20 protein-coding genes and 1 tRNA gene are annotated in these 25,673 nt (G+C 48.5%); 13 read left to right on the forward strand and 8 right to left on the reverse strand.

The window, feature by feature from the left end; genetic code table 11:
• Positions 1 to 9 precede the first annotated feature (9 nt).
• The 5 genes from CIK88_RS11145 to CIK88_RS12430 form a co-directional block, all read right to left on the reverse strand.
• A complete protein-coding gene (locus tag CIK88_RS11145) occupies positions 10 to 2,859 on the reverse strand; it encodes a DUF4450 domain-containing protein (RefSeq protein WP_094436570.1) in 2,850 nt (949 codons plus the stop codon).
• A complete protein-coding gene (locus tag CIK88_RS11150; RefSeq protein ID WP_094436496.1) occupies positions 2,849 to 3,055 on the reverse strand; it encodes a hypothetical protein in 207 nt (68 codons plus the stop codon). Before CIK88_RS11150 ends, CIK88_RS11145 begins: the two co-directional genes overlap by 11 nt.
• A 346-nt stretch (positions 3,056 to 3,401) precedes the next feature.
• On the reverse strand, positions 3,402 to 5,033 hold the full coding sequence (groL, locus tag CIK88_RS11155; protein WP_094436498.1) for a chaperonin GroEL: 1,632 nt from the start codon (positions 5,031 to 5,033) through the stop codon (positions 3,402 to 3,404).
• Between the two features lie 35 nt (positions 5,034 to 5,068).
• Positions 5,069 to 5,341 carry a co-chaperone GroES gene (locus CIK88_RS11160; protein WP_094390191.1) on the reverse strand — a complete coding sequence of 91 codons (273 nt, stop codon included), beginning with the start codon at positions 5,339 to 5,341 and terminating at the stop codon, positions 5,069 to 5,071.
• 85 nt (positions 5,342 to 5,426) lie between these two features.
• A complete protein-coding gene (locus CIK88_RS12430) occupies positions 5,427 to 5,588 on the reverse strand; it encodes a hypothetical protein (RefSeq protein ID WP_158214679.1) in 162 nt (53 codons plus the stop codon).
• Positions 5,589 to 5,830: 242 nt separating this feature from the next.
• Between CIK88_RS12430 and sppA the strand changes: the two genes are divergently transcribed.
• From sppA to coaW, 6 genes are all read left to right on the forward strand, one after another.
• Positions 5,831 to 7,609 carry a signal peptide peptidase SppA gene (sppA, locus tag CIK88_RS11165; RefSeq protein ID WP_094436500.1) on the forward strand — a complete coding sequence of 593 codons (1,779 nt, stop codon included), beginning with the start codon at positions 5,831 to 5,833 and terminating at the stop codon, positions 7,607 to 7,609.
• Positions 7,610 to 7,627: 18 nt separating this feature from the next.
• A complete protein-coding gene (gene lpxK, locus CIK88_RS11170) occupies positions 7,628 to 8,815 on the forward strand; it encodes a tetraacyldisaccharide 4'-kinase (protein ID WP_094436502.1) in 1,188 nt (395 codons plus the stop codon).
• Positions 8,745 to 9,509 (forward strand): purine-nucleoside phosphorylase, encoded by a 765-nt coding sequence (locus CIK88_RS11175; RefSeq protein ID WP_254046893.1) that lies wholly within the window; start codon positions 8,745 to 8,747, stop codon positions 9,507 to 9,509. The genes lpxK and CIK88_RS11175 overlap by 71 nt, the downstream gene beginning before the upstream one ends.
• An 8-nt stretch (positions 9,510 to 9,517) precedes the next feature.
• Positions 9,518 to 10,582 carry a thiamine-phosphate kinase gene (gene thiL / locus CIK88_RS11180; protein ID WP_094436506.1) on the forward strand — a complete coding sequence of 355 codons (1,065 nt, stop codon included), beginning with the start codon at positions 9,518 to 9,520 and terminating at the stop codon, positions 10,580 to 10,582.
• A 159-nt stretch (positions 10,583 to 10,741) separates the two neighbouring features.
• A tRNA-Phe gene (locus tag CIK88_RS11185) sits at positions 10,742 to 10,814 on the forward strand.
• A 357-nt stretch (positions 10,815 to 11,171) separates the two neighbouring features.
• Positions 11,172 to 12,002 carry a type II pantothenate kinase gene (gene coaW / locus CIK88_RS11190; RefSeq protein WP_094390144.1) on the forward strand — a complete coding sequence of 277 codons (831 nt, stop codon included), beginning with the start codon at positions 11,172 to 11,174 and terminating at the stop codon, positions 12,000 to 12,002.
• A 1,341-nt stretch (positions 12,003 to 13,343) separates the two neighbouring features.
• Here coaW and CIK88_RS11195 read toward each other — a convergent pair.
• The 3 genes from CIK88_RS11195 to CIK88_RS11205 are packed head-to-tail and all read right to left on the reverse strand — an operon-like array spanning position 13,344 to position 16,589.
• Entirely contained in the window at positions 13,344 to 14,003 is a 660-nt protein-coding gene (locus tag CIK88_RS11195; RefSeq protein ID WP_094436509.1) for an MgtC/SapB family protein, read from the reverse strand.
• 34 nt (positions 14,004 to 14,037) lie between these two features.
• Positions 14,038 to 15,375: an MATE family efflux transporter gene (locus CIK88_RS11200; RefSeq protein WP_094436511.1), complete on the reverse strand. Its 1,338-nt coding sequence runs from the start codon at positions 15,373 to 15,375 to the stop codon at positions 14,038 to 14,040.
• A gap of 38 nt (positions 15,376 to 15,413) precedes the next feature.
• Positions 15,414 to 16,589, reverse strand: a complete 1,176-nt coding sequence (locus CIK88_RS11205) for a dicarboxylate/amino acid:cation symporter (protein ID WP_094390192.1) — start codon at positions 16,587 to 16,589, stop codon at positions 15,414 to 15,416.
• Between the two features lie 113 nt (positions 16,590 to 16,702).
• Here CIK88_RS11205 and CIK88_RS12310 point away from each other — a divergent pair, with 113 nt between their 5' ends.
• The 7 genes from CIK88_RS12310 to CIK88_RS11235 all read left to right on the forward strand — a co-directional run bounded on the left by CIK88_RS12310 (position 16,703) and on the right by CIK88_RS11235 (position 25,561).
• Positions 16,703 to 16,915: a hypothetical protein gene (locus CIK88_RS12310; RefSeq protein WP_144269610.1), complete on the forward strand. Its 213-nt coding sequence runs from the start codon at positions 16,703 to 16,705 to the stop codon at positions 16,913 to 16,915.
• A gap of 196 nt (positions 16,916 to 17,111) precedes the next feature.
• Complete coding sequence (locus CIK88_RS11210; protein WP_094390147.1) at positions 17,112 to 17,492, forward strand: DUF4377 domain-containing protein; 381 nt, start codon at positions 17,112 to 17,114, stop codon at positions 17,490 to 17,492.
• Positions 17,493 to 17,514: 22 nt separating this feature from the next.
• Positions 17,515 to 20,391, forward strand: a complete 2,877-nt coding sequence (locus tag CIK88_RS11215; protein WP_094436513.1) for a TonB-dependent siderophore receptor — start codon at positions 17,515 to 17,517, stop codon at positions 20,389 to 20,391.
• A 2-nt stretch (positions 20,392 to 20,393) separates the two neighbouring features.
• On the forward strand, positions 20,394 to 21,575 hold the full coding sequence (locus CIK88_RS11220) for a DUF4249 family protein (protein ID WP_094436515.1): 1,182 nt from the start codon (positions 20,394 to 20,396) through the stop codon (positions 21,573 to 21,575).
• A gap of 3 nt (positions 21,576 to 21,578) precedes the next feature.
• On the forward strand, positions 21,579 to 23,129 hold the full coding sequence (locus CIK88_RS11225; protein WP_144269611.1) for a hypothetical protein: 1,551 nt from the start codon (positions 21,579 to 21,581) through the stop codon (positions 23,127 to 23,129).
• A 143-nt stretch (positions 23,130 to 23,272) separates the two neighbouring features.
• Positions 23,273 to 24,412, forward strand: coding sequence for a S9 family peptidase (locus CIK88_RS11230; RefSeq protein ID WP_094436572.1), 1,140 nt, complete (start codon positions 23,273 to 23,275; stop codon positions 24,410 to 24,412).
• A 48-nt stretch (positions 24,413 to 24,460) separates the two neighbouring features.
• Complete coding sequence (locus tag CIK88_RS11235) at positions 24,461 to 25,561, forward strand: YeiH family protein (protein WP_094390151.1); 1,101 nt, start codon at positions 24,461 to 24,463, stop codon at positions 25,559 to 25,561.
• The last annotated feature ends 112 nt before the right edge of the window (positions 25,562 to 25,673 follow it).

The following is a 25,673-nucleotide window of genomic DNA, read 5'->3' on the forward strand; positions in this document are numbered from 1 at the left end:
GAGATAATATTATTGCAAGGTGAGGCCCATCAGTCCGACAACCACATCATTAGAACAAGTGCGGAGCGTGATGGAAGCCAGCGGTTTGTGGTATTTCAGCGGCATGCAGAGCATTTGGGCAGCCCCTCCGGGAATGTTACGTTGGGCGGGACCTCCGAGATGTAGAGCCTTGCCCAGGTTGCGACTCACAGTACCTGTGGCAAGTGAAACGCGATATGGTCGCGGCATGGGAGCACGGAAGGCCTTACCGTCGATATAATAGTCCTGATCTATAGGACACCAGTTGTCGGGATTGACCAGCGGCAGCGTGTCGGTCGTACCGTCAGCATAATGCACCACTATCTCTGCATTGGTGATATGGGATTGCATGTGATTGGTCGAACCAGCCATCAGCAACCATGCTTTGGCTGCACGTCCCTTCAACGGAATGGTGACACTATCAGGATAGTTGTCCCAAAGCGAAGTAAACACGATATTCTGTCCTTCGGCAGGAGTGGCAAAAGGTACGCCCATCATCACAAATTCGTCATTAACAATACTTGCCCGGAAAGCGGTATCTACTATTTCCGGACAATAATCTGGATGACACCACTCTCCCACTCCCTGCACAGGTATCTGCAAGGTAGTATATGGCGGACGAGGTGTGCGATACTCCTGACGGAATATGTCTGTGACATTGGCATTATAATATGGAGTCAGCCGCTGCTTGACAAACTTACGGTCAAAGGTTGGCTCGTCGATGGGTGTTGCATCGGGAATTGTGACTGCTTCATGAAGTTCTACATCGGGCAACCGAACCGGTTCTTCCACGGTCAGCACCTGATGCTGTTCGGTAGTGCCCTCTACATCGCGATAGAGCCCCCCACCCATATTCACTCGCAGCACAATCTTCAAGGGTTTGCTGAAATGCTGATCAACCTCTATCATCACTTTTCTACCCATACGGCGGTAGGTATAGGAGAGATAAGGTGTATTGACCGAAGCATGATCCCACGATGAGGGAAAGCCCGGACGGATGATACATTTTCCGAAGAGAGCTTGTGGCTGTATGCCGAAAAGTCCCTGTAACAGCGTGCGCGAGGAAATACCGATACAATCGCCGAAATCGCGGTAACACTCACCTCGTGCAGCATCATATTTACTGATTTGTCCGAAGTTGGCAGGACTTTGTCCCTCGTACATTTGGTCGATAATATTGCCCATCATCAGTCGATAGGCAGCATCTGTCCTGCCGGCTTGATAGTAGGCCAACGCCGTATGCATCACCTCGGCAGCCGCTACATTATTTATACTCCAGTCGTAAGGTTGCCAGTTGGTGGTGGCAATGGTAGCATAATCACCACGTACAGGAATATGTGGAATGGCATGATCCACATAGCGAGTGGCCCGATAGGCTTGTTCTGGCAAGCATGCGCCACAGTCGATAGGTGTATAGATGGACCATACGGCAGCACTCTCATGCTTGCGCTTCAGTCCCATCAAGTCTTCATATTCAGCCCAATGTCCTTTGTCTTCAAGCCAAAGGCGACTGTTCATGGCATCGAGAATGGCAGCCGCTTCCTGCTGATACGGTTTTGGATCGCGCCCTATGAGTTCTGCCATACGGGCAGCCAATAGGTTGGCGCGATAGTTATAGGCCGAGGAATGGGTGACTGCACCACCATTATAATATAAGGCATCTGAAGCCCAGATGCAGCAATAGGCATCATAGAGGTGGTCTCCGTTGGGGTCAAAGTTGCGTTTCTCCCATTCGAGATGTCGTTCCACCACAGGCCACATCTTTCGTATATAGGCTATATCGGCATTATATTGGAAGTGCCAAAGCAGTTCGTCGATATAGTTAAGATTCATGTCATAATGGTGCATCTGATCGTTGCGATTCGGATTCCGACAGATGTAACCATTGCTATACATGGGTGTTCCCCATCGTTTTTCTGCACGTGCAAGATGTTGCTTCTCATCTTGTGCAGGGTGCGATTGCGTTGCTGATACTTTGTTAACCTGACTACGGGCATAAGCATCAAAATGTGAGCGTGCGCGATCATTCCATCCCAGCACGTCGCCGAGGTATCCGGCACGCCATCCTGCCAGCGGCATTCGCCAGCCTACACAGCCATGCAACCATGTTTGTCCATCCCAATCACCATCGGCAGCCATCACAAGTGCGCCACCCAAAGTATTGATATAAGGATCAGGAGTGTCGAACGTCACACGCGAAGCCATCTTCTGATTATAAGCTACGGCTTCGGCAAAGAGTTGTACTTGTTGGTCGGGCGACATGTTGACCACTTTGTCAAGCATCACCACAACATATACGGGAGAGGAATTGGGACATTTCACCACCTGTCGGTCGGCATCATTCTGGGCTGCATCGAAGCAGTCACGACTATCCACACCCAGGTCGCCGTTACGATGCAACTTCGGTTGTTTCACGCCGCTCAGCGTACAAGTCACATCAAGAGAATTGTCGCCAGACATCAGTCGCCACACGGCACCCTCTCGGTTGTGTAGCGCCACAACATCCACCAGCACATCAGTTTTTCCTAACCTCTTGTCGCGCAAGCGATAACTGCGCATACCATCAACATACCATGCTTTGCAATAAGCAGCATTTTCAAGGTCGATACCATTGACTTTGAAAGCCACATGGCGATGATGCCCCTTCTTGGCAATAGCAAAGACAGGGCGATCGCTGGTCTCTATGCGATAGTCGGTAGGGCCACCATATAGGGCACGAGTATAACGGTTGTTGCCATTCTCGCAGACAAAGGCACGTCCTTCGGGCCGATAGTTTTGTTGGGCAACCATCGGCAACAGGCACAACCAAGATGCGACAAGCGCCAACCATCTATTCCTCATCTTCTTTCTCTTTACGTTCACGACGACGCTCCACCCATTGTTCTACGGCATATTCCGCAAACACCAGCAATATCATAATGCCAAGCGACATGCAGAAAGCCGACAGACGTGAAGTGGTCTGTCCATACACTATGAGATATATACCATAGGCTACTATAGCCTTGAGTATCCATATTAGCCAATTACTCTTATTCATATTGGGTACAAAGATACTATGAAGTGGGCGAAAAACAAAATAAAAGCCGTTTTATTTTCAACCCCACCTGATGACATTAAAAAACCGGCTGTCATCACGACAGCCGGTTTCAAAACAAACTACTTAAAAACTAATCTACTAAAACAAATCAAAAAAATATCTTTTATTTTCTAATAATCATATCATTTTGCGTTGATTTTAACTTTCAACGTTGCAAAGGTAAGAGTTTTATAAACACAATGCAAATTATTTAGATAAAAAAACACTTTAAATTGATATAAATCAAATCGGGAGACTGAAACGACATTCAATCTCCCGATTTTTGATATGTTTGGTTTACAAATTATTACATCATTCCGCCCATTCCTGGGTTGCCGCCCATTGGCATAGCAGGATGCTCTTCTGGTTTGTCAACGATAAGACACTCAGTAGTCAGGAACATGCCAGCGATAGAGGCTGCATTCTCCAAAGCTACGCGAGCAACCTTGGCTGGGTCAACAATACCGGCAGCACGCAGGTCTTCATAGTTGTCAGTACGGGCATTGTAACCGAAGTCGCCCTTGCCTTCGCGTACTTTCTGAACTACCACAGCACCTTCACCACCTGCATTGCGTACAATCTGGCGAAGTGGTTCTTCGATGGCACGCTCTACAATATTGATACCGGTCTGCTCGTCGGCATTCACACCCTTCACGTCTTTCAGTACGTCGAGTGCACGGATGTAGGTAGTACCGCCACCCACTACAACGCCTTCCTCAATGGCAGCACGTGTAGCGCAGAGTGCATCGTCAACACGGTCTTTCTTCTCTTTCATCTCAACTTCACTATTAGCGCCGACGTAAAGAACGGCTACGCCACCTGCCAATTTGGCCAGACGCTCCTGCAGTTTCTCTTTATCGTAGCTGCTGGTAGTGAGTTCGATTTCTTTTTTGATCTGTGCAATACGATCCTTGATATTCTCTTTGTCGCCAGCACCATTGACAATAGTTGTATTGTCTTTAGATACGGTAACCTTATCGCAAGTACCCAGCATTTCGAGGGTAGCCTGCTCCAGTTTCAAACCTTTCTCTTCGCTGATAACGACACCACCTGTCAGAATGGCAATATCTTCGAGCATAGCCTTACGACGGTCGCCAAAGCCAGGAGCCTTGACAGCGCATATCTTCAAGCCACCACGCAGACGGTTTACAACCAATGTGGTCAAAGCCTCTGAATCGACATCCTCGGCAATAACGAGCAAGGGTCGTCCGCTTTCAGCAGCAGGCTGCAGGATGGGCAAGAAATCCTTGATATTGCTGATCTTCTTATCGTAGATGAGCACGTAAGGATTCTCCATGATACACTCCATCTTGTCTGAATCGGTTACGAAATAGCCTGAGAGGTAACCGCGGTCGAACTGCATTCCCTCTACAACACCGATGTGGGTATCGCGACTCTTAGACTCTTCAATGGTGATGACACCATCTTTAGATACTTTGCGCATAGCGTCGGCAAGGAGTTTACCGATTTCCTCATCGTTGTTAGCACTTACTGTGGCAACCTGTTCAATCTTGTCGTAGTTGTCGCCAACCTGCTCAGCGCTCTCCTTGATGTGGTCAACCACGGCTTTCACAGCCTTGTCAATACCGCGTTTCAAATCCATAGGATTGGCACCTGCGGTCACGTTTTTCAGACCTTCGGTCACAATAGCCTGAGTGAGAATGGTGGCAGTAGTTGTTCCATCACCGGCATCGTCACCAGTCTTAGAAGCAACACTCTTTACCAGCTGAGCACCTGTGTTCTCAAATTTATCTTCGAGTTCGATTTCCTTAGCTACCGTAACACCGTCCTTGGTGATCTGTGGAGCGCCAAACTTCTTCTCGATAACCACGTTGCGTCCTTTAGGACCGAGGGTTACCTTTACTGCATTAGCCAACTGATCGACACCGTTTTTCAACAGGTCACGAGCTTCAATATTGAATTTAATATCTTTTGCCATAATGTTTATTCCTTATTCTTTTATTTGTCAATTGCTTATTTTTCGATAATGGCGAGCACATCGCTCTGGCGCATCATCAGATATTTTTCACCTTCAAACTCAAGTTCGGTACCGCTATATTTGCCATAAAGCACTTCGTCGCCGGCTTTCAGAATCATCTCTTCGTCCTTAGTGCCTTGTCCAGCAGCAACAATTTTACCGTGGAGAGGTTTCTCTTTAGCTGTATCAGGAATGATAATTCCACCAATCTTTTCTTCTGCGGGTGCGGGCAATACCAGCACGCGGTCACCTAATGGTTTAATGTTCATCATAATCTTTATCTGTTTTAAAGTTAAATTTCTTCTGTCAGTCAATATGCCAAAAGTGTGCCATTCGCCAAAGACTGACACATTGTCACACTTCCACTCCGTGTATGACTGCCACAAAGAAGCGGGGAATCATATATAAATAAGGTGTAAGACTGATGTGAGCACAACTTCTGCCACGATTTTTAATGATGCTTATGACATTTTTGATGTTCGGGATGCGTTCGGGATGCGTTCGGGATGTTGCCATCTTTATATGTAGCGAGATTATTAAGTAAGTCCGATGTAAGTCCCAAGTAAGTCTCAAGTGAGTCCCAAGTAAGTCCCCAGAACTGACAGACAATAATGGGAAGTAGATGGAGAGCAAAAGGGGAAATAAAAGAAAAACGGGGTTTTTCTTTGTATTTCGCTCGGTTTGCACTACCTTTGCAACGAAATGTGTACTATCGGATTTTATTCAAAAGACAACAAACCATATCAAAACAATAAATTATGAAAGATTTTATTAAATACGTAGGCGCAACCATAACCGGAATCGTCATGCTTTCTGTTATCGTAGGCATATTGGGTGTTATCTCGCTGGTCGGCCTTGCCGCAAGCACCGCATCAACCGTTCAGGTGAAAGACGGTTCAGTATTCACCCTTGTTCTCAAGAACAACATTGATGAACGCGGCACAGACAATCCGATAGGATTTCTGAATGGCAGCGATACCACTATCGACGGACTCAACGACATTATAAGTGCTATCCATAAAGCAAAAGACAACGAGAACATCAAAGGTATCTACATTCAGGCAGACGGAATGGCAACAGACTCGCCAGCATCACTCCATGCCATTCGCGAGGCATTACTCGACTTCAAGAAGAGTGGTAAATGGATCATCAGTTACTCCGACGGATACAGCCAGAGCGAATACTACCTCTGCTCGGTGGCTGACCAGATTCTGCTCAACCCACAAGGTCAGATTGGTTGGCACGGACTGGCTGCCGAACCTGTATTCTACAAAGATTTGCTCGCTAAGTTTGGCGTTAAGTTTGAACTCTGCAAAGTAGGTAAATACAAGAGCGCACCAGAGCAAGTGACTGCCGACGGCATGAGCGAAGCTAACCGCGAACAGGTGACTGCCTATCTGACAGGCATATGGAAGGTAATGCTCAAAGACGTATCTGCCAGCCGTAAGATTTCTACCGACTCGCTCAACGCATACGCCGATCGTTTCATGGATTTGGCCGATGCACAGGAGCTCATCAAACTGCGCCTCATCGACAAGACCATGTATGCTGATGAAGTGAAAAACGTCATCAAGAAACGCCTCGACATCGATACCGACACCGACATTCCACAACTCAGTCTGGGCGATATGCTCAATGTGGAGGATAAGAAAACTCGTGGTGACAAGGTTGCTGTCTATTATGCTTATGGAGATATTGTAGATGAAGACAACAGCAATCCCATGAATCCACAAACCTGTATCGTGGGAAAAGATATGTGTAAGGACTTGGAAGAACTGGCCGACGACGACGATGTGAAAGCAGTAGTGCTCCGCGTCAACTCACCTGGTGGTTCTGCCTATGCTTCAGAACAAATCTGGCACGCAGTTACCAAGTTGAAAGCCAAGAAACCCGTAGTGGTTTCCATGGGCGGATACGCAGCATCGGGAGGCTATTACATCAGTTGTGCAGCCAACTATATCTACTCCGATCCCACTACCATTACCGGCTCTATCGGTATCTTCGGCATGTTCCTCAACTATAGCGAACTGATGAAAGACAAGCTCGGCATCAAGTTTGACGAGGTAAAAACCAACAAACATGCCAACTTCGGCACACGTTCACGATTCTTTAACGCAGAAGAGATGGCTATCCTCGACAAATATATCGGCAAAGGCTACGAACTCTTCCGCAAACGTGTGGCTGACGGACGCAAGATGTCCGTAGCCCAAGTGGAGCAGATTGCACAAGGCCGTGTATGGCTGGGCAACGACGCCCTGAAGATTCATCTCGTAGATGGAATCGGTTCACTCGACGACGCTGTCAAGAAAGCCGCCCAACTGGCAAAGCTCGACGAATATTACGCCAGCGAGTATCAGACTCCAAGCAGTTGGTATGAAACCCTTCTGGCATCGGCAAGTGGCAATAGCGGCAGCTATCTCGACGAACAAATGCAAGCCACTTTCGGCGAACTCTACGAGCCGCTCCGCTACATCAAGCAGGTGGAAAACATGAGTAAGATACAGGCTCGCCTGCCCTATTTCCTTACTATTCGATAATTACACCTTATATAATATATGAACGCAAGAGGGAATTTCATCCGCATCAACAAATGGCTACTTCCGCTGAGCTGGCTTTACGGACTCGGTGTGAAGCTTCGCAACATGGCCTTTGAGATGAATCTGCTGAAAAGCCGATCGTTTGACATACCCGTCATCTCGGTGGGCAATATCACAGTTGGCGGTACAGGAAAAACCCCTCACGTGGAATATCTTATCGAACTGCTGAAAGACCATTGCAAGGTGGCAGTACTCAGTCGTGGCTATAAGCGTAAGAGCAAAGGATTTGTCTTGGCAGACAACGACACACCGATGAAGCGCATCGGCGACGAACCGTTTCAGATGAAAAGGAAATATCCCGACATCACCGTGGCAGTTGACAAAAAGCGTTGCCACGGCATCGACCAACTGACAGAACTCAACAAGGCTGATGTCATCCTGCTCGACGATGCGTTCCAGCACCGTTACGTGCAGCCAGGCATCAATATCCTCTTGGTGGATTACCATCGTCTGATTATCGACGACTGCCTCTTGCCAGCAGGCAGACTGCGCGAACCGTTGTCTGCCAAAGACCGCGCAGATGTTGTCATCGTGACAAAATGTCCTAAAGACATGAAACCGATGGAGTATCGCGTGACCAACAAGATGATGCAGCTCTATGCCTACCAGTCGCTCTATTTCACCTCGTTGAAATACGGATCGCTACGCCCCATGTTCGGCGGACAGGACAAACAGAATCAGGGCAAACGACCACTCGAAAGCATCAAAGCCGACGAACACATTCTGTTGCTCACCGGTATTGCATCGCCCAAACAGATGATACAGGACTTAAAGCCCTACACCACGCACCTGACTCCGCTGACCTACAGCGACCACCATCAGTTCAAAAGCAAAGACATTCAGCACATCAACAACACCTTCGAACAACTGCCGAAACCACGTCTGCTCATCACGACAGAGAAAGACGCAGCCCGTCTGTACGACGTCGAAGGACTAAGCGAAGAAGTAAAAAACAATATGTATATACTCCCTGTAACCATCAGCTTCATGCTGGACCAGGGCGAAATGTTTAACAAATACATCATCAGCTATGTACGAAAAAATTCGAGAAACAGCATCCTGGATCAAAGAAAGGATGACCACAAATCCCACAACAGCGATCATTCTGGGAACAGGACTCGGACAATTAGCTTCCGAAATAACTGATAAATACGAATTCCCATACAGCGAAATCCCCAATTTCCCCATTTCTACCGTAGAAGGCCACTCTGGCAAACTCATCTTCGGCAAACTGGGCAACAAGGACATCATGGCCATGCAAGGACGCTTCCACTTCTACGAAGGCTATTCGATGAAGGAAGTAACGTTCCCCGTACGCGTCATGTACGAACTGGGCATCAAGACGCTTTTCGTGTCAAATGCAGCCGGAGGCATGAACCCACAGTTCAATATCGGTGACCTCATGATCATCACCGACCACATCAACCTGTTCCCCGAACACCCCTTGCGCGGAAAAAACTTCCCCACCGGACCTCGCTTCCCAGACATGCACGAGCCATACGACCTGCAACTGGTGGCAGAAGCCGATAAAGTGGCAGCAGAAAAAGGCATCAAAGTGCAGCATGGTGTATATATCGGCGTACAGGGTCCTACTTTTGAAACACCAGCCGAATACCGCATGTTTGCCAAGATGGGCGGCGACGCCATCGGCATGAGTACCGTCCCCGAAGTAATTGTAGCCCACCATTGCGGCATCAAGACCTTCGGTGTGAGCGTCATTACCGACCTTGGCGGCTTCGACGATCCCGTTGAAGTAAGTCACGAAGAAGTACAGGAAGCAGCCAACAAGGCACAGCCTTTGATGACTGAGATCATGCGTGAAATGATTAACAGAGCATAAACAAATACATGGAAATAGCAAAACTGGGTGAATTTGGACTGATCGACAGACTGACCAAAGACATCAAACCACAGAATGAATCAACAAAGTACGGCGTAGGCGATGACTGCGCCGTACTCAGTTACCCCAACAGCGAAGTACTCGTCACCACCGACATGCTGATGGAAGGCGTACACTTCGACCTCACCTATATAGATTTAGAGCACCTTGGCTACAAGTCTGCCATGGTCAACATCAGCGACATCTTCGCCATGAACGGCACCCCACGCCAACTGACCGTCAGTCTGGCAGTAAGCAAGCGCTTCACCGTGGAAGATATGGAACAGTTCTACAACGGACTGCGCCTGGCATGCGACAAATGGCATGTGGATATCGTAGGAGGCGACACCACCTCATCTTATACGGGCCTCGCCATCTCCATCACCTGTATCGGCGAAGCCAAGAAAGAGGATATCGTCTATCGCAACGGAGCCAAAGAGACCGACCTGATATGTGTCAGCGGAGACCTCGGCGCTGCCTATATGGGACTGCAACTCTTAGAACGTGAGAAATCTGTTTACTATTCACAAGTTGACGAAGCCAAGCGCAAAGGCGATAAAAAGGCATTGGAGAGTCTGGCTCAGTTCCAGCCCGACTTTGCCGGCAAAGAATATCTGCTCCAGCGCCAACTGCGCACCGAGGCACGCGGCGATATTATCGAAAAGCTCCGTACTGCCGGCATACGCCCCACAGCTATGATGGATATCAGCGATGGACTGTCGAGTGAACTGATGCACATCTGCAAGCAAAGCCATGTGGGATGCCGTATCTTCGAGAAGCAGATCCCCATCGACTATCAGACTGCGGTAATGGCAGAAGAACTCAACATGAACGTGACCACCTGCGCACTCAACGGCGGCGAAGACTATGAATTGCTGTTCACCATTCCTATTGGTGACCATGAGAAAATCCAGGCCATCGACGATGTTCGCCTCATCGGACACATCACAAAGGATAGCCTCGGACAGGTGCTTGTGACACGCGACGACCAAGAATTTCCACTAAAAGCGCAAGGTTGGAATCCACTGCAATAATGGCTAAATAAGCGCAAAAACAAAGGTAAATGGAGGTAAAAAGGGCGAAAGTTCTTAAAATTCGTTAACAAATAGCACTTTTTCATGCGGTTTGTTTGGTATATCAAAATTATGTAGTACCTTTGCAACCGCAAACGAAAGGATTGCAAAACCGAATATGGTGCCTTAGCTCAGTTGGTAGAGCATCGGACTGAAAATCCGTGTGTCCCCGGTTCGATTCCTGGAGGTACCACTCCTCCTTTCATTTAAGCCCCTGTTCAACATTTAGTTGGCAGGGGTTTTACTTTTCTACATATCGTACTCGCGCTCGAGAATAAAAAGAAATTTGGGCATTTCTTTTCTATTCTGCTCGCTTATTCGTACTTTGGCGCTAAAGCGTCCAAGGTACTCGCGCTCGAGAATAAAAAAAGAAATTTGGGCATTTCTTTTTTATTCTGCTCGCTTATTCGTACTTTGGCGCTAAAGCGTCCAAGGTACTCGCGCTCGAGAATAAAAAGAAATTTGGGCATTTCTTTTTTATTCTGCTCGCTTATTCGTACCTTTGTCGGCGGATAAACGAACTAACAAACAAAAAAGAAAGTAAAAACCAATGGGAATCATCATCGGCATTGACGTGGGCATATCGACCACCAAGATTGTTGGACTGCACGAACAACATGTTCTTTCACCCATCCGCATTACTGCGGTCGATCCCGTCACATCACTCTACGGAGCTTTCGGAAAGTATCTTCACGACAACAACATCAGCCTCAGCGACGTTGAACAAGTCATGGTGACTGGTGTGGGATCGGCATATATCGACGGACCCGTCTATGGATTGCCAACAGGCAAGACCGACGAATTCATTGCAGATGGCTTGGGCGCACGCTTTGAAAGCGGTCTCTCGAAAGCCATTGTAGTATCAATGGGCACAGGAACCAGCTTTGTGCAATGTGATGGCGATGAGATCCGACACATCGGAGGTATTGGTATCGGAGGTGGAACCGTACAGGGGCTATCGCGTGTGATGCTCAACACAAGCGATCCGAAACAGATTTCGAGTCTGGCACTCCGTGGCGACATCCGCAACATCAACTTGCTCATCGGCGACATCTCTAGTCGTCCTTTGCCCGGCCTCCCCATGAATGCCACCGCATCGCTATTCAGCAAGGCACAGTATGACGCGCCACGCGAAGATATTGCCCTTGGCATTATCACCATGGTATTGCAGAGCATCGGTTCTGCGAGCATTCTTTCCGCCCTCAACACGGGCATCAAAGACTTTGTACTGATAGGCAATCTGACGCTCTACCCCCAATGCAAAGAGATTTATCCTATGCTGGAAAAGCTCTACAACGTGCGTTTCCACATACCGAAATACTCTGAATTTTGTACTGCCATCGGTGCTGCGCTCAACTTCAGACAGCAACTCGGCAAATAGAAACTATTATATATCAGTATTTTAAGTTCTATTCTGCCATTTGACAAGCGACTGTGGTGCTGCAGAAAGGAGCACCTGAAGTGCTTACATAAAATTCAGTTTTCAGAAAAATTTCGACCACTCGACCACCAATCCGTGTATCGCGCTGTCATTCAGCGCAATATGCGGTGGTCGATTGCTTGAAATTCAGGATTATCGACCACCTATCGACCACCAGTGCAACGATGTGATGTGCACGAATCAGCCTAAAGAATGATGCTTTTCAATGTGGAATTACTATTGTTTTCGGCAAAAGAGCAGAGCTGAGTTACTTTTGTCCTTTCAGGACGTGGTTGATTATGTGCATTCATATCCGCAGGGCGATGCCCTGGGCTAAGGAAACCATTGGGCTTTCAGCCCGCCTTTGCTTGTTTGGTTATTAACACATCTTTAGTTGTTGGGTATTAGCCCGTCGTTAGTTGTTGGGTTACTAACGCCCCGAATGGGGCAAAATCTTCATAGCCCAGGGTAACACCCTGGGGTGTATGATTTTGTTTAGCCTACGTCCTGTAAGGACAAAAGTAAAGCGTGATCCTATTTCCCTTATAATTAACACATCTTTAGGTGTTGGGTATTAGCCCGTCTTTAGTAGCTGGGTTACTAACGCCCCGAATGGGGCAAAATCTTCATAGCCCAGGGTAACACCCTGGGGTGTATGATTTTATTTAGCCTACGTCCTGTAAGGACAAAAGTAAAGCATGATCCTATTTTCCTTATAAAATACTATCGTTTATCAGCACTTTGACAAGCCTTGATAACACCTTTATCAAATATAGAATAACACCTTTATCAAATATTAGATAACACTTTTATCAAACGTTGGATAACACCTTTATCAAATATTAGATAACACTTTTATCAAACGTTGAAAAGACCTTTATCAAACGTTTGAAAACACTCTTGCCAAACGTTGGGAAATACTTTTGCCAAACGTTGGGAAATACTTTTGCCAAAGGTTGGGAAATACTTTTGCCAAAGGTTGGGAAATGTCTGACAATACGTATATTGGGCTGAGATGTAAAAATTCGACAAATTTTGACGGTGGTCGATAGATGTTCGAATGGTGGTCGAAAACACCCTATGAAACGATATTCGACCACCAGCTAAACCGTTGTACCACATAGTTTTACACAGACATGGTGGTCGAGTGGTCGATTTTTGCGAAAGACGCGCGTGCGCGTACGTAAGAGAAACGAGGTTTTTTCGACAGCGTCAAACAAACCTCGTCGTTGTGTCACGGTTTCGGAAAGGCGAAAAAAAACTTCCATGCGCTCTGGCCGCCGACCTCCTATGGCCATGATGCTATTCCAGATTGTCGATGGTGATTCCATCAAACTCAGTCATAAACGACATGATGCGCGACTGATAATGGTTGCGCTTCACCTTCAAGCGAACGGTGGCGGTATATGTTTCAGCATCTTGTGAGCGATGAGTTTTCATTTCATAAGCCAACACCTCAGCGTGTTCGCGACCGATAGAATCGAGCACTCCGCGTATTCCCTCACGTGTAGGAGCAGAGAAGGTCAGCGAAATTTGCTTCGCACCGAATCGGTTGTGCAAGATGCTGACACCTTCCAAACACAACAATACGAGAACCGTAGAAACCGTTGCCAGCAGATAGAGTCCCGATCCGCAAGCCAATCCGATGGCAGAGGTCACCCACAGCCCAGCCGCTGTAGTCAGTCCGCGCACCACATGGCGCTGGAAGATGATACATCCTGCACCTATAAAACCGATACCGCTGACCACCTGTGAGGCAATGCGCGAAGGGTCGAGGCGCACCACTCCGCCCACCACATCTTCGTAACCATATTTAGACAGTATCATGAAGATGGCAGCACCAAGCCCTACAAGGAAGTGGGTTCTGAATCCAGCTTCCTTTGCCCGGTATTCACGTTCTATACCGATGGCACCACCCAGCAGGGCTGCCAACAAAATGCGGATGATAAATGCTTCGTTCATAGTTTTATGATTTAGAGTTCTATCGTTTAGTTCTTCAATTCACAAACGACTTGTTTGCCCATTTAAAGGCATTCCATCGTCTGACAAACAGTATGCCGCGGATATTCTCGTCGAGCACAAAGGCAAACCACATGCCCACCAGTCCGAAGCCAAGCGTGATGCCCAGCAGATATCCGAACAGCACCCCCACAGCCCATTGCACCACAAGACCGAGGTAGAAGGGATAGAGGATGTCGCCAGTAGCCCTGAGCGTATTGGTCGCCCAGATGTTGACACACTTACCCACTTCGAGCAGCACATCGACCCAGAAGCAGGTGCATACCAGTTTGGCGATAGTGGGATTGTCGGTCAGACAGTCGGCAATAAACGGTCCGCAGAGCGCACAGAGCACCGAGAACGACAGTGTGACGAGTACTCCCCTACGCCAGGAGAAGCGTCCCACTTGGTATGCCGCCTGTGTTTTTCCCAATCCTGTCAGATGTCCCACTATGATGCTGCTTGCCTGGGCAATGCAGATGGCATACATATAGACAAACATCACCACATTGACAATATAGGTGCGGGCAGTCAGTTCGTCATTGCCCAGCATATTGATGAAATACAGCAAGGTGAGCTGCTGCAGGTTGTAGGATATGTTTTCGCCAGCCGATGGCATGCCAATCTTCAGCAGATTGCGCAACTCGTGTGTGGGGAAATGAGCAAAGAGTTTTTGAGGCACATAGGTAAACAAGCGCCAACGCAGTATGACCACCAACAACACCATAGCCACTACTCGCGATATGCTTGTAGAGATGGCGGCACCCTCGGCACCCATTTCGGGCATGCCAAACTTACCGAATATCAATATATAGTTGCCCATGATGTTGAGCACATTGACCACCCCCACCACCATCATTGGCGGAACGGGCATCTTGGCAGATCGCAGAATGGTGCTCACCGTGGTGGAAATCGCCTGTGTGAAAGCCATTCCGCCCACTATCTGCATATACGGGCGACCATACACCATCAGTTCGGGACGCAGTCCCATAAGTGTCAATATCGAGTCGGCACCGAGAAACAGCGTCAGGCTGACAGCTATTCCCACCACCAGATTGAGTGCCAAAGCCACTATGCCAACTCTGATAAACTTCTCTTCGCGTCCTGCTCCGAGATACTGTGCACACAGCACAGAAGTGCCGGCATTGATAATAGTGAAGAGCAGAAACACCAACGAGAGTATCTGGTTATCTACTCCTACTGCTGCTACAGCCGCATCGCTATACTGGCTGAGCATGAAAGTATCGACGCCTCCCAAGAGAAAAGTCAGTAGGGTTTCCAGCAGAATGGGTCCCACGAGGTGGTTGACGTCACGTTTGAAATGGTAGTGTATCATGTGTATTTGTTATCCAAATTAAAGTCATGCGGTTGCTATCAACCCGTCACAGCGACTTTTCTGCCAAACCATCGGTCGATAATCAGCGCCAAGGCACCGTCGCCCGTCACATTGCAGGCAGTGCCGAAACTATCCATAGCGATATAAAGGGCTATCATCAGTGCCAACGACTGCTGGTCGAATCCCAGCATAGACTGTAGGATTCCCAATGCTGCCATAATGGCTCCACCCGGCACACCCGGTGCGGCAACCATCGTAATGCCCAGCATCAGTATGAATCCTATCATGCCTTGCATGTCGTAGTCTATATGCTGCATCATCATCAGCGCCATGGCACATGCCACAATCTTCAATGTGCTACCCGACAAATGTATCGTGGCACAAAGGGGCACCACAAAGCCGGCAATACCCTCACCCACCCCATTGGCTATGGTCTGCCGGAGTGTCACAGGAATGGTTGCTGCCGACGATTGTGTGCCGAGTGCGGTAAAATAGGCAGGCATCATGCGCATCAGCAGCCGCAACGGATTCCTATGGGTCAGCAGTCCTGCTACGGCATATTGCAAGAGCAGCAATACGACGTGCATCACGAATATCACGCCGATAATCTTCACAAAGACTGACAGCACCCGGAACACTTCGCCCGAATGGGTCATGTTGAAGAATATGCCGAATATATAAATAGGTAGCAGCGGCAATACCACCACCTGTATGGTCTTGGTGATAATCTGTCTGAATTCGGTGAAAACATTCTTCAGCGTTGCCGTGCCCTGATAGGCTATGCCCAAGCCGAGTGTAAACGCCATGACCAATGAGGTCATCACAGCCATCGGCGGTGTGATGCTCACGGTGAAATAAGGTTCCTGCTGTTTCGCCTCGTTGATCGATGTCCATTCTATCTGATCGGAGATGAGCGAAGGGAATACCGCCTCGCTAACGCCATACGATAACAGTCCGGAACATACCGTTGCGCCATAGGCGAGCAATGCCGTGACCACCAGCAAGCGACCAGCCTCCCGTCCGATATCGGCAATGGCAGGTGTCACCAGTCCCACAATGATCAGGGGAATGAGGAATCCCAAAAACTCGCTAAACAAGCCATTGAAAGTCACAAAAACGCGTACTGGCATTTCTGGCGACACCATACCGCCAGCAATACCCAGTGCCATGGCTATCAATATCCGTGGCAGCAATCCAATCTTCATCTTTTTCATAGTCGAAAAGCTAAAGGTCATATATCTGTCATGAGGTTATCTGTGTTATTCTTGCAAAAATACGCAAACTTATTGAAACTGCCAAAGAAATGGTTAATAATCTCCGTAGATCTATGACTTTGACGGACCATGACGTTGCTGTGCTGTGGTGTGGCTGGCAGCGTGTGGCTTTGTCTCATGCATCACCATCATACTGCACCATTCTTCTCTATGCCAACGTTATCACAATAGTCATGCAACATCATTGGCCGCTGTCAGCATCTATTGTGTATCATAATTCATCTGTCTATCCAAGACAAAATTACAGACTTATTACCATTTTCTAACAGTTTACCCCGAGAAACCGTTAAAATAGTATAATATTAAGCCATATATCGCAGTGTTAGTATAAATAGTGTAAAAAAAAACAAAAGTTTTCCAGTCTATTTGACAAACCTATCAATAATTATCTTAAATTTGTAGCCACAAAATAAACTTAAATACAATAACCAAAAACATATCACTCACTAACACATTACAATTATGAAAAGAACTCATTTTTATTTTATCACAAGTATTCTACTTGCCCTCTTTACCTTTGCCATATCGTCATGTAGTGATGACGACAAGATAGAGGTCGTTAATATGATAGTAGAAATAGACTCAGAACCTGTTATTTTTTACGACATCGTTACAAAAGAGGAACCTGGCATGTGGGTAAGAGAGGAAGGCAAAAAGAATTGGAACAAGTGGCCTCAAGATCGTATTAAAGGTTTTTCGTTTGAGGAAGGTTATTACACTAAATTACAAATAATCAAGAAGATTGACCATAACTACGATGGCTATGACGGTGGATCTTCAACCAGCTATCAGCTGCAAAAGATACTCGAAAAGATACCATCGGAATCGATAAGAAACAAATAGTCACTCATAAAAGAACAGCACCATGGTCTGTGATACACAGGCAACCTTTATCATTTCTGCCTATATGGGAGCCGCTGGCGATTGCGCGGCTCTCTATCAGGGGCAGGTTGAAACTTCGATTTCACATGCGACCTGGACTACCCATCCTTACTGGAATAGTGACTCATTTCAACTAGGAAACATCTGCTATGATGGTAATGTCTATACCTTTGTACCTATGCGCTACAATATCATGGACAACCAACTTGCTGTTGTTGCACCAGACAGCAAACTCTCTATAGTTCCTAATCAGGACAAAATCAAATGGTTTGAACTTGATGGCAACCACTTTGAAAGAGAGCATGAATGGTTCATGCAGGTTGTGTATCAGGGCAGTCATGCTTCGCTATTGCTCAACAAAACCAAGCAAAACTATGGTGATGTAGAAATCGATCGGCGTTCCTATCATCAGATAAAGACCATTGACAGATATTACCTGCGATTGGCAGACGGATCCTTACACGAGGTAAAAGGGTATAAATCGCTGCGCCGGGCAGTACCGGCATACCGCAATGAGTTGCGACAGTATAAGCGCAAACACAATATAGGATTCTGGCAGAGCGTCAGACTGGAAAGTCTGAAGAGCTGTACGGAGTTTTTGGATGGCCTGATGGCAAGCCGTGAACCCAAGGCGCACCCCGAAGATACGACCTATACCGTCTCGGTAAATCCTACAGCGCCATGGGACAGCATGTCCATCAGTATGGCTGATGCAGCAGCGGTGCCAGTCTTTCAGGCATACGCTTCGGGCAGCACCCACCGTTTGAATTACAGCGATGAGAAACAGATAAAGCCGGGAACCGCAGGCATCACACCTCTTAATACCCAGCGAGAATACGAAATGCTCAAAGAGGTAGAGGTGTTAGGCATGCGCAAGAAGCAGTCGCAACAGTATAGCGGTGTAGAGTCGTTCCACCCCTCGCTACTTCGCAATGTCCCATTAGTCATGGGAGAAACTGACGTCTTGAAACTAGCATTGAAGTTGCCGGGAGTTGCCTCAACAGGCGAGGCTGGCAGCGGAATCAATGTGCGCGGCGGTGCTACGGAGCACACCCAGATACTCTACAACGGCAACACCATATTCAACCCGATGCACATGTTCGGACTCTTCTCGGTCATAGATCCCGATTTGGTGGGTGAGACCGATCTGTACAAGGGAGGCATCCCCAGTCAGTATGGCGGTCGTCTGTCGTCGGTCATGAATATAAAAGGGAAGACTCCCGATCGCAACAGCTTCCATGGATCAGCCAGTATCGGTCTTGTGACATCAAGAGCAGCAGTTGAAATACCTATCGTGAAAGACCGCATGTCGCTACTGTTAGGCGGTCGTGCCACCTATTCTGACTGGATGCTCAAACTAATCAACAAGAAGAACCACGATTCAGATTCGTGGAACGAAGGAGGCAACACCTACGGATACCGCGATGGCAAAGCCGGCTATTGGGATGTGGGTGGCACACTGAACACCCTCTTGTCGAGCAACCATACACTACTCATCAATGGTTATTACAGCCGCGATCGCTTCTCGCTCACCAAAGAGAAGAAATATAACTATAGCAACACGAACCTATCGGCAGAGCTGCGCAGTCGCTATGGCGACCGACTCTCTACGACGCTCATCGCAGGTTATGACCATTATGACTATGCCAACAGAGACTCCGAATATCCCACATCTGCCGCAACGCTCTCGTTCAACCTGAACAACTATTTTGTAAAGGGCAACGCCAACTATGCACTCCATAAAGACCACCAGTTGAATATGGGCATACAGGGACAGTACTATCGGATTATGCCCGGCAGTTATCAGCCTTGGGGAGAGAACTCGTACATTGTGGGACGGAAACTCAATACCGACCATGCCGTAGAGAGCGCCTTGTGGATGGAAGACACCTGGACTTTGTCGCCAGCGCTGAATATCGTTGGAGGCGTCCGGCTGAACCTGTTCAAATCTTTCAAAGAAGGATTAGAGACCTTCTATCTGCGTCCCGACATCCGCCTTTCTGCCAACTATAAACTCAACGACAACGCATCTGTCAAAGCAGGATTCAACACCCTGCACCAGTTTATCCATAAGGTTTCCAATACCGTCATCATGTCGCCAACAGACATCTGGATGCTCAGCAACGCTAAGGTAAAGCCACAGTCGGGCTGGCAAGCAACAACCGGCTACTACCTGCAGTTTGGCAAAGGCTGCTATGAATTTTCGGCTGAAGCCTACTACAAAGGGATGAAAGACTATCTGACCTACCGCAATGCTGCCATCCTCGTCATGAATGATCATCTATACGAAGATGTGGTGGGAACAAGCGGACGTGCCTACGGCATCGAACTACAGATTCGCAAGTTCTATGGCAAGCTGAACGGATGGTTGAACTATACCTATTCACGCACTGAACTGAAGCAAAAGAACGCTATGGGGCAAACGCCGATCAACCAAGGCCGATGGTTTGCGGCAGACTATGACAGTCCCCATAATCTGAAGTTGGTCTGCAACTATAAATTCACACGCAGATATAGCACATCGCTCAATGCAGAATACAGCACCGGCAGACCCTATACAGCTCCCATCGGCATCATGCCCTCGGAGACAACGGGCGATTACTCGGTGCCTGTCTATTCCGACCGTAACAAACTGCGCATGCCAGACTATTTCCGACTTGACTGGTCTTTCAATATCGAGCCAAGCCATCACCTGACCGCATCCACACACAGTTGGTTTACCATTGGTGTTTACAACCTGCTTGGACGTCGTAATGCCTACTCCATCTACTTTGAGGGTGACGGGAATAATGTTCGAGGTTACAAGTTGTCCGTATTCGGTGCACCTATTCCATATATTAACTACAACATCAAGTTCTAACCATGCTACATGATATCCATCACATAAAACGCGCCTTCATCTTTTGCATGACACTGCTGACAACCGTGGCATGCACCTACGACTACGAGATACCCGACTCCGAGACAGAACCCATGGTCGTCATCTTTGGGCAGATTGTGAGCGAGAGCGAGTGTGTGTTCTCACTGCATAGCACAGCAAGACCTACTGGCGAACTGGAGGAGATTTATTCCAATATAGACAATGCAACAGTTGTTGTAAAAGGTACAGACGGACAGGTCTTTGAAGGACACGGAGTCGGCAATTTCACTGGACGCTTCATCGTAAATGTCGGTAAGCTGTCGTCAGACCAGAAGTATTACGTTGAGGTATCAACCCCATACGGAAATTTCGCCAGCGAACCCATGCAACCGCTTGACGCTCCTGAGCTCACCGATATCTGTTACGAACAGTCAGAGGTCAATAAGTCGATCAATGTAATGGTCACAACCGAAGATCCCCATGCACTGGTATATCTCTTATGGCAGGTAGATGACTATTATGAGATTTACACACCGCTTACCACACAATGGAAATATTGTATGGGACAGAACGAAGGCGACTCGGATGGTCAAAACGGCACATTTGAGAAGATTTCTCCCGAAGCATATACCAACCACGGTTGGCGTCACGCCATAGCACTTGCCAATTTCGCCACCAATGAGGATTATGGCTGTGGAGCCATCACCAAGCGCAGTATCTACACACGCACTATTAGTGACCATCGGTTGCAAACACGCTGTTGCACACGCATCAAACAGATGGCTATCACCCGTCAGGAATATGAATACCGCCGGTTGATGCTCAATCAAACATACAATATGGGAGGTTTGTTCACTCCCATGCCCTCCGAACTCCCCACCAACATCAAGTCTGTCGGTGAGCGGAAAGCCATCGGATATATCGGAGTAAGAGGCCGCACGAGTATGAAGGAGATGTATATCAACGGTTCGGATGTCGGCTATAAGAGCCAAGTCAATCCTCAGACATTTCCACAGGATGGGCTATCGCCCTCTGCATTGGTGAACAGGGGGTATAGTGTCTATACCCACACTCCCAACACCGGCGACACCATGTGGACCTTTACCTGGTGTGTAGATTATCGTGATAAGTATTGGGGTGGAGACGCCATAGACCGCCCCGATTTCTGGCAAAACAAACAATAGTTTATGATTAGACATTTAGCTCTTATACTATCCTTACTGATAGGATGTTCTGCTTTCGCTCAGTCAAAGGTGGAAGTAGTATCTGCCTATACCGACAAAGACTGTTATCTGGTCGGAGAACGGCTTTGCGTGCGTGTTGATGCCAGCATTGACGGCAAACCCTCTGCCAGTCGTGTGGCTTACGTAGAGATTTCCGATACACTCAGCATGTATGCTCAATGTATGGTTGCCTTAAGAGATGGACATGGTTGGGCAGAGATTCCACTGCCTACCACGATGCACAGCGGTTGCTACCAACTGTCAGCTTACACACGCGTCTCGCAACGACTCGGCTCAGATGCCATCTGCCGTTCCATCATCGGTGTAATCAATGCAGATAGACTCTCACGGCTGGACGACATCACCATCATCCCGTCAGACAGTTGTCAGACTTCCCATGCTCTGTTCCGATACAAAGCAGGCGATACGGTATGTATCCCCTTGCCGGAAACCGATGCATCGGGCTGCTGCGTCTCTATCACGAAAGGAGGAATATCTGCCAACCTCTCTGTCTGCAAGCCATCGGTCCAACCTACGACCGAAGGAGGCATGACAGCGTATTGCCCCGAAGTAGAGGGACATATTGTCAGAGCCAGAGTGGCATCGGGCACTTCTGCCAAGGTCATGACAACCCGTCTGTCGCTGATAGGCAAGACCGCCCTGCTATATGACGGCAAGCGTCAGCCAGACGGTTCTTACCTCTACTTCACATCGGGCATCAGTGGCAACCAACCCGTATTGGTCACTGCCTACGACAGCTTAGGCCGATCCATCCCGATGGAATTGGCATCTCCCTATCAATCAGTGCTGCCCAAGCACCTGCCGAAACTCATGGTCTATTGTCAGGAGAAAGCATTGCGAGAGCGTGCCGCTATCGCCCGTCAACAAGCATCAAGCGATGCGAACGCCCCTGACGCCTCGTTGGTTCACTCCATCAAGTTGATGTCTGCCACACCCGACTATTTCTATGATCTGGACGAATACACCCAGATGAAAGATGTGCGAGAAATGCTCCTTGAATTTATAAAAGGAATAAGAAAGGAGAAACAGCATGGTGTCAGTCTCCTATATACGTACAATCCAGAAACGAGAAGCTATGCCAAGATGCCGGCATTGATCTTACTCGACGGAATGCCTATCTACGATGCAGACGACCTGTTAAACTACGACGCACACCTCATCAAGTATGTTCAGATTTACTCCGGAACATTCCATTTCGGCAGCAGCAGCTGTTGCGGTGTCATCTCGTTTATCACCCGCAAAGGGCGATTGGCTAATTATAAGTTGAAAGATGGCGAACAACTCATGTCTTACGCCTTCCCTCAAGACCATCCAAACCCTGCGAACGGATTAGCATCAAAATACCATACGACGACGTGGTATCCTATGGTCAAAGCGAAAACCCTGACAATTACCATGCCATCTGCAGAAGGTCTATACCAGATGACCGTTCAGGGGAAAGACCCAACAGGCCATATCCTTCGCACAGCGTATGCTATCAAGGTGGTGAAATAGCTTCGACCAACGGTTTTGGCAGAAAATGTTTGGTAGTGTGGCAGAAATAAAGTACCTTTGCCCCACACTTCACTACTATGACATACAAGACAAAACAAATCATCGGATGCATTATCACGCTGATGTTTCCTGCACTCAACACCATGTGGCAGACTGCCGCAGCTCAGCAGTCAAAACAGCAAGCCCACATCCAACAGCGCGAAAACTATGAGTTCGATAACGACATACCACGCTATGTAGAACAACTGAAACAAGAACTTACCTACCCCATGGCATGGGGCAACAGTCCCATACGCAATTTCAAAAAGTGGAAGAAGGCAGCCCGACAAACTGTTTTCCAGTGCATGATGACTCCACCGCGCAGGGCAACGGCATGGAACATGGAGGTATTGGGTGAAGAGCAGCGCGATGGCTATCGTGCACAGAAGATTGCTTTCAATATCAACGCCTATTCACGCATCACCGCCTATCTGCTTATCCCAAATGGCAAAGGCCCGTTTCCTGCCATCAATGCACTCCACGACCATGGCGGCCACCTCTTTATCGGCAAGGAGAAGATGATACGTCCCTTCATGGTCACACGAGAGGTTACCGACGATGCCGATACCTGGGCAAAACAGCTCTACGATGGTCAATACATGGGCGACTATCTCGCTCGCCACGGCTATGTGGTATTCTCCATGGATGCACCGATGTGGGGCGAGCGCGGCAGACGAGAAGGTGTGGATCGCAACCGCTACGACATCATTGCCGGCAATATGATGATGCTCGGACGCGACCTGTCAGCCTTTATGACCTACGACGATTTGGCAGCCACAGACTTCCTGGCGCAACTGCCCTGTGTCGATGCCGAGCGCATAGGCTGTGTCGGATGCTCCATGGGTGGCTACCGTGCCTGGATGCTCTCTGCCCTGAGCGACCATATCAAAGCGGGCGCCTCCATCTGTTGGATGATCAATACCGATGCCCAACTCACCAAGCGCTACGGCCGCCGCGAATATGGTGGCTTTGCCAACTGCATCCCCGCCCTGCGCCAATATCTCGACTATCCGCATATCGCATCGTTGGCATGTCCCAAAGCCATGCTGTTCATCAACGGCAGAAAGGATCATCTCTTTCCCCTACCGGGTGTAGAGCAGGCATTCGACGAGATGCACCGCGTTTGGAAAAGCCAACATGCTGACAGCAATCTCGTCACCGAGCTATGGGACATACCCCACTCCTGCGGCATACCGGTGCAAGAGCGCACCTTGACATTTTTCGACACCACCCTCAAGAAATAGCCCCGTAATAGGATAACCCAATCAATATACCACACACATATCACGATTATGAAACATAACACACCACAATGGAATAGCAGCGAGATCTGCTACATCCTAATAGTAGGCATCATAGCCGCATCACTGCTGATAGGCTTCATCTGCGAAGCAACAGGATGGTCGTTGGCATCGATGCAATGGATCACCCGATGGGTATCGTCACCAGTAGCCTTGGCACTCGGCATCGCCTTTGCCCTGCTGTTCGGCAAGGCATTCCCCGAATTCAACAAAACCATGTCGAAGAAGCTTCTGCAGTATTCCGTCATAGGATTAGGTTTCGGCATGAACGTCAACCAAGCCTTAGCCTCAGGAGCAGAAGGCATGGCATTCACCATCGTCAGCGTCTTCGGCACCCTGGCATTGGGTTGGCTCTTTGGCAGACACCTGCTGAAAGTGGATGCACAGACAAGTTATCTGATCAGTTCGGGCACAGCCATTTGTGGCGGTTCAGCCATCGCAGCAGTAGGATCAGTGCTGAAAGCCAAAGCCGAGAGCATGTCGGTGGCGCTCGGCGTAGTATTCGTACTCAACGGCATAGCCCTCTTCATCTTCCCCTACTTCGGCGATGCCTTGGGCATGACGATGAAGCAGTTTGGCATGTGGGCAGCTATTGCCATCCACGACACATCGTCTGTGGTAGGTGCAGGTGCTGCCTACGACCAGATGCACCCCGACTGGCTGGCATCACAGGGCGTCAGCGCCCTCGAAGTGGCAACTACCGTAAAGCTGACCCGCGCCCTGTGGATCGTCATACTGACGCTGGTCACCCCCTTCTTCTTCCGCTCCACCATGGCGTCGGTAACCGCCAGCAAACCCTGGTATCGCAACATTCCCACCTTCATCATCTGGTTCATCGTAGCCATTGTGCTCAATACCTACGTGCTCGCCAACCCGTCGCTCCTGGGCGATGCTGCCTCGACCGTCGGCAGTCGTATAGGCACCACCATCAACCTGCTTGCCAAACATGCGATTACGCTGTCGCTCTTCTTCATCGGTGCCTCGCTCACCAGGGACACACTCCGTGCTGTCGGCCTGCGTCCACTTCTGCAGGGTGTACTGCTATGGGTGAGTATCAGCCTCATCAGTCTGGCGTATATCTGCACAGTATAAAATCGGTGTCAGAGCACTCGCTTTGCCACACAGTTCAATACTTATACAACAAAATATCCCCAAAGGGAAAAGGCGACTTACATCGTGTCATCGCCCATCCCGTTGGGGATAT

Source organism: Prevotella sp. P5-50 (genome assembly GCF_002251295.1).
In the GTDB taxonomy this organism is placed as follows: domain Bacteria; phylum Bacteroidota; class Bacteroidia; order Bacteroidales; family Bacteroidaceae; genus Prevotella.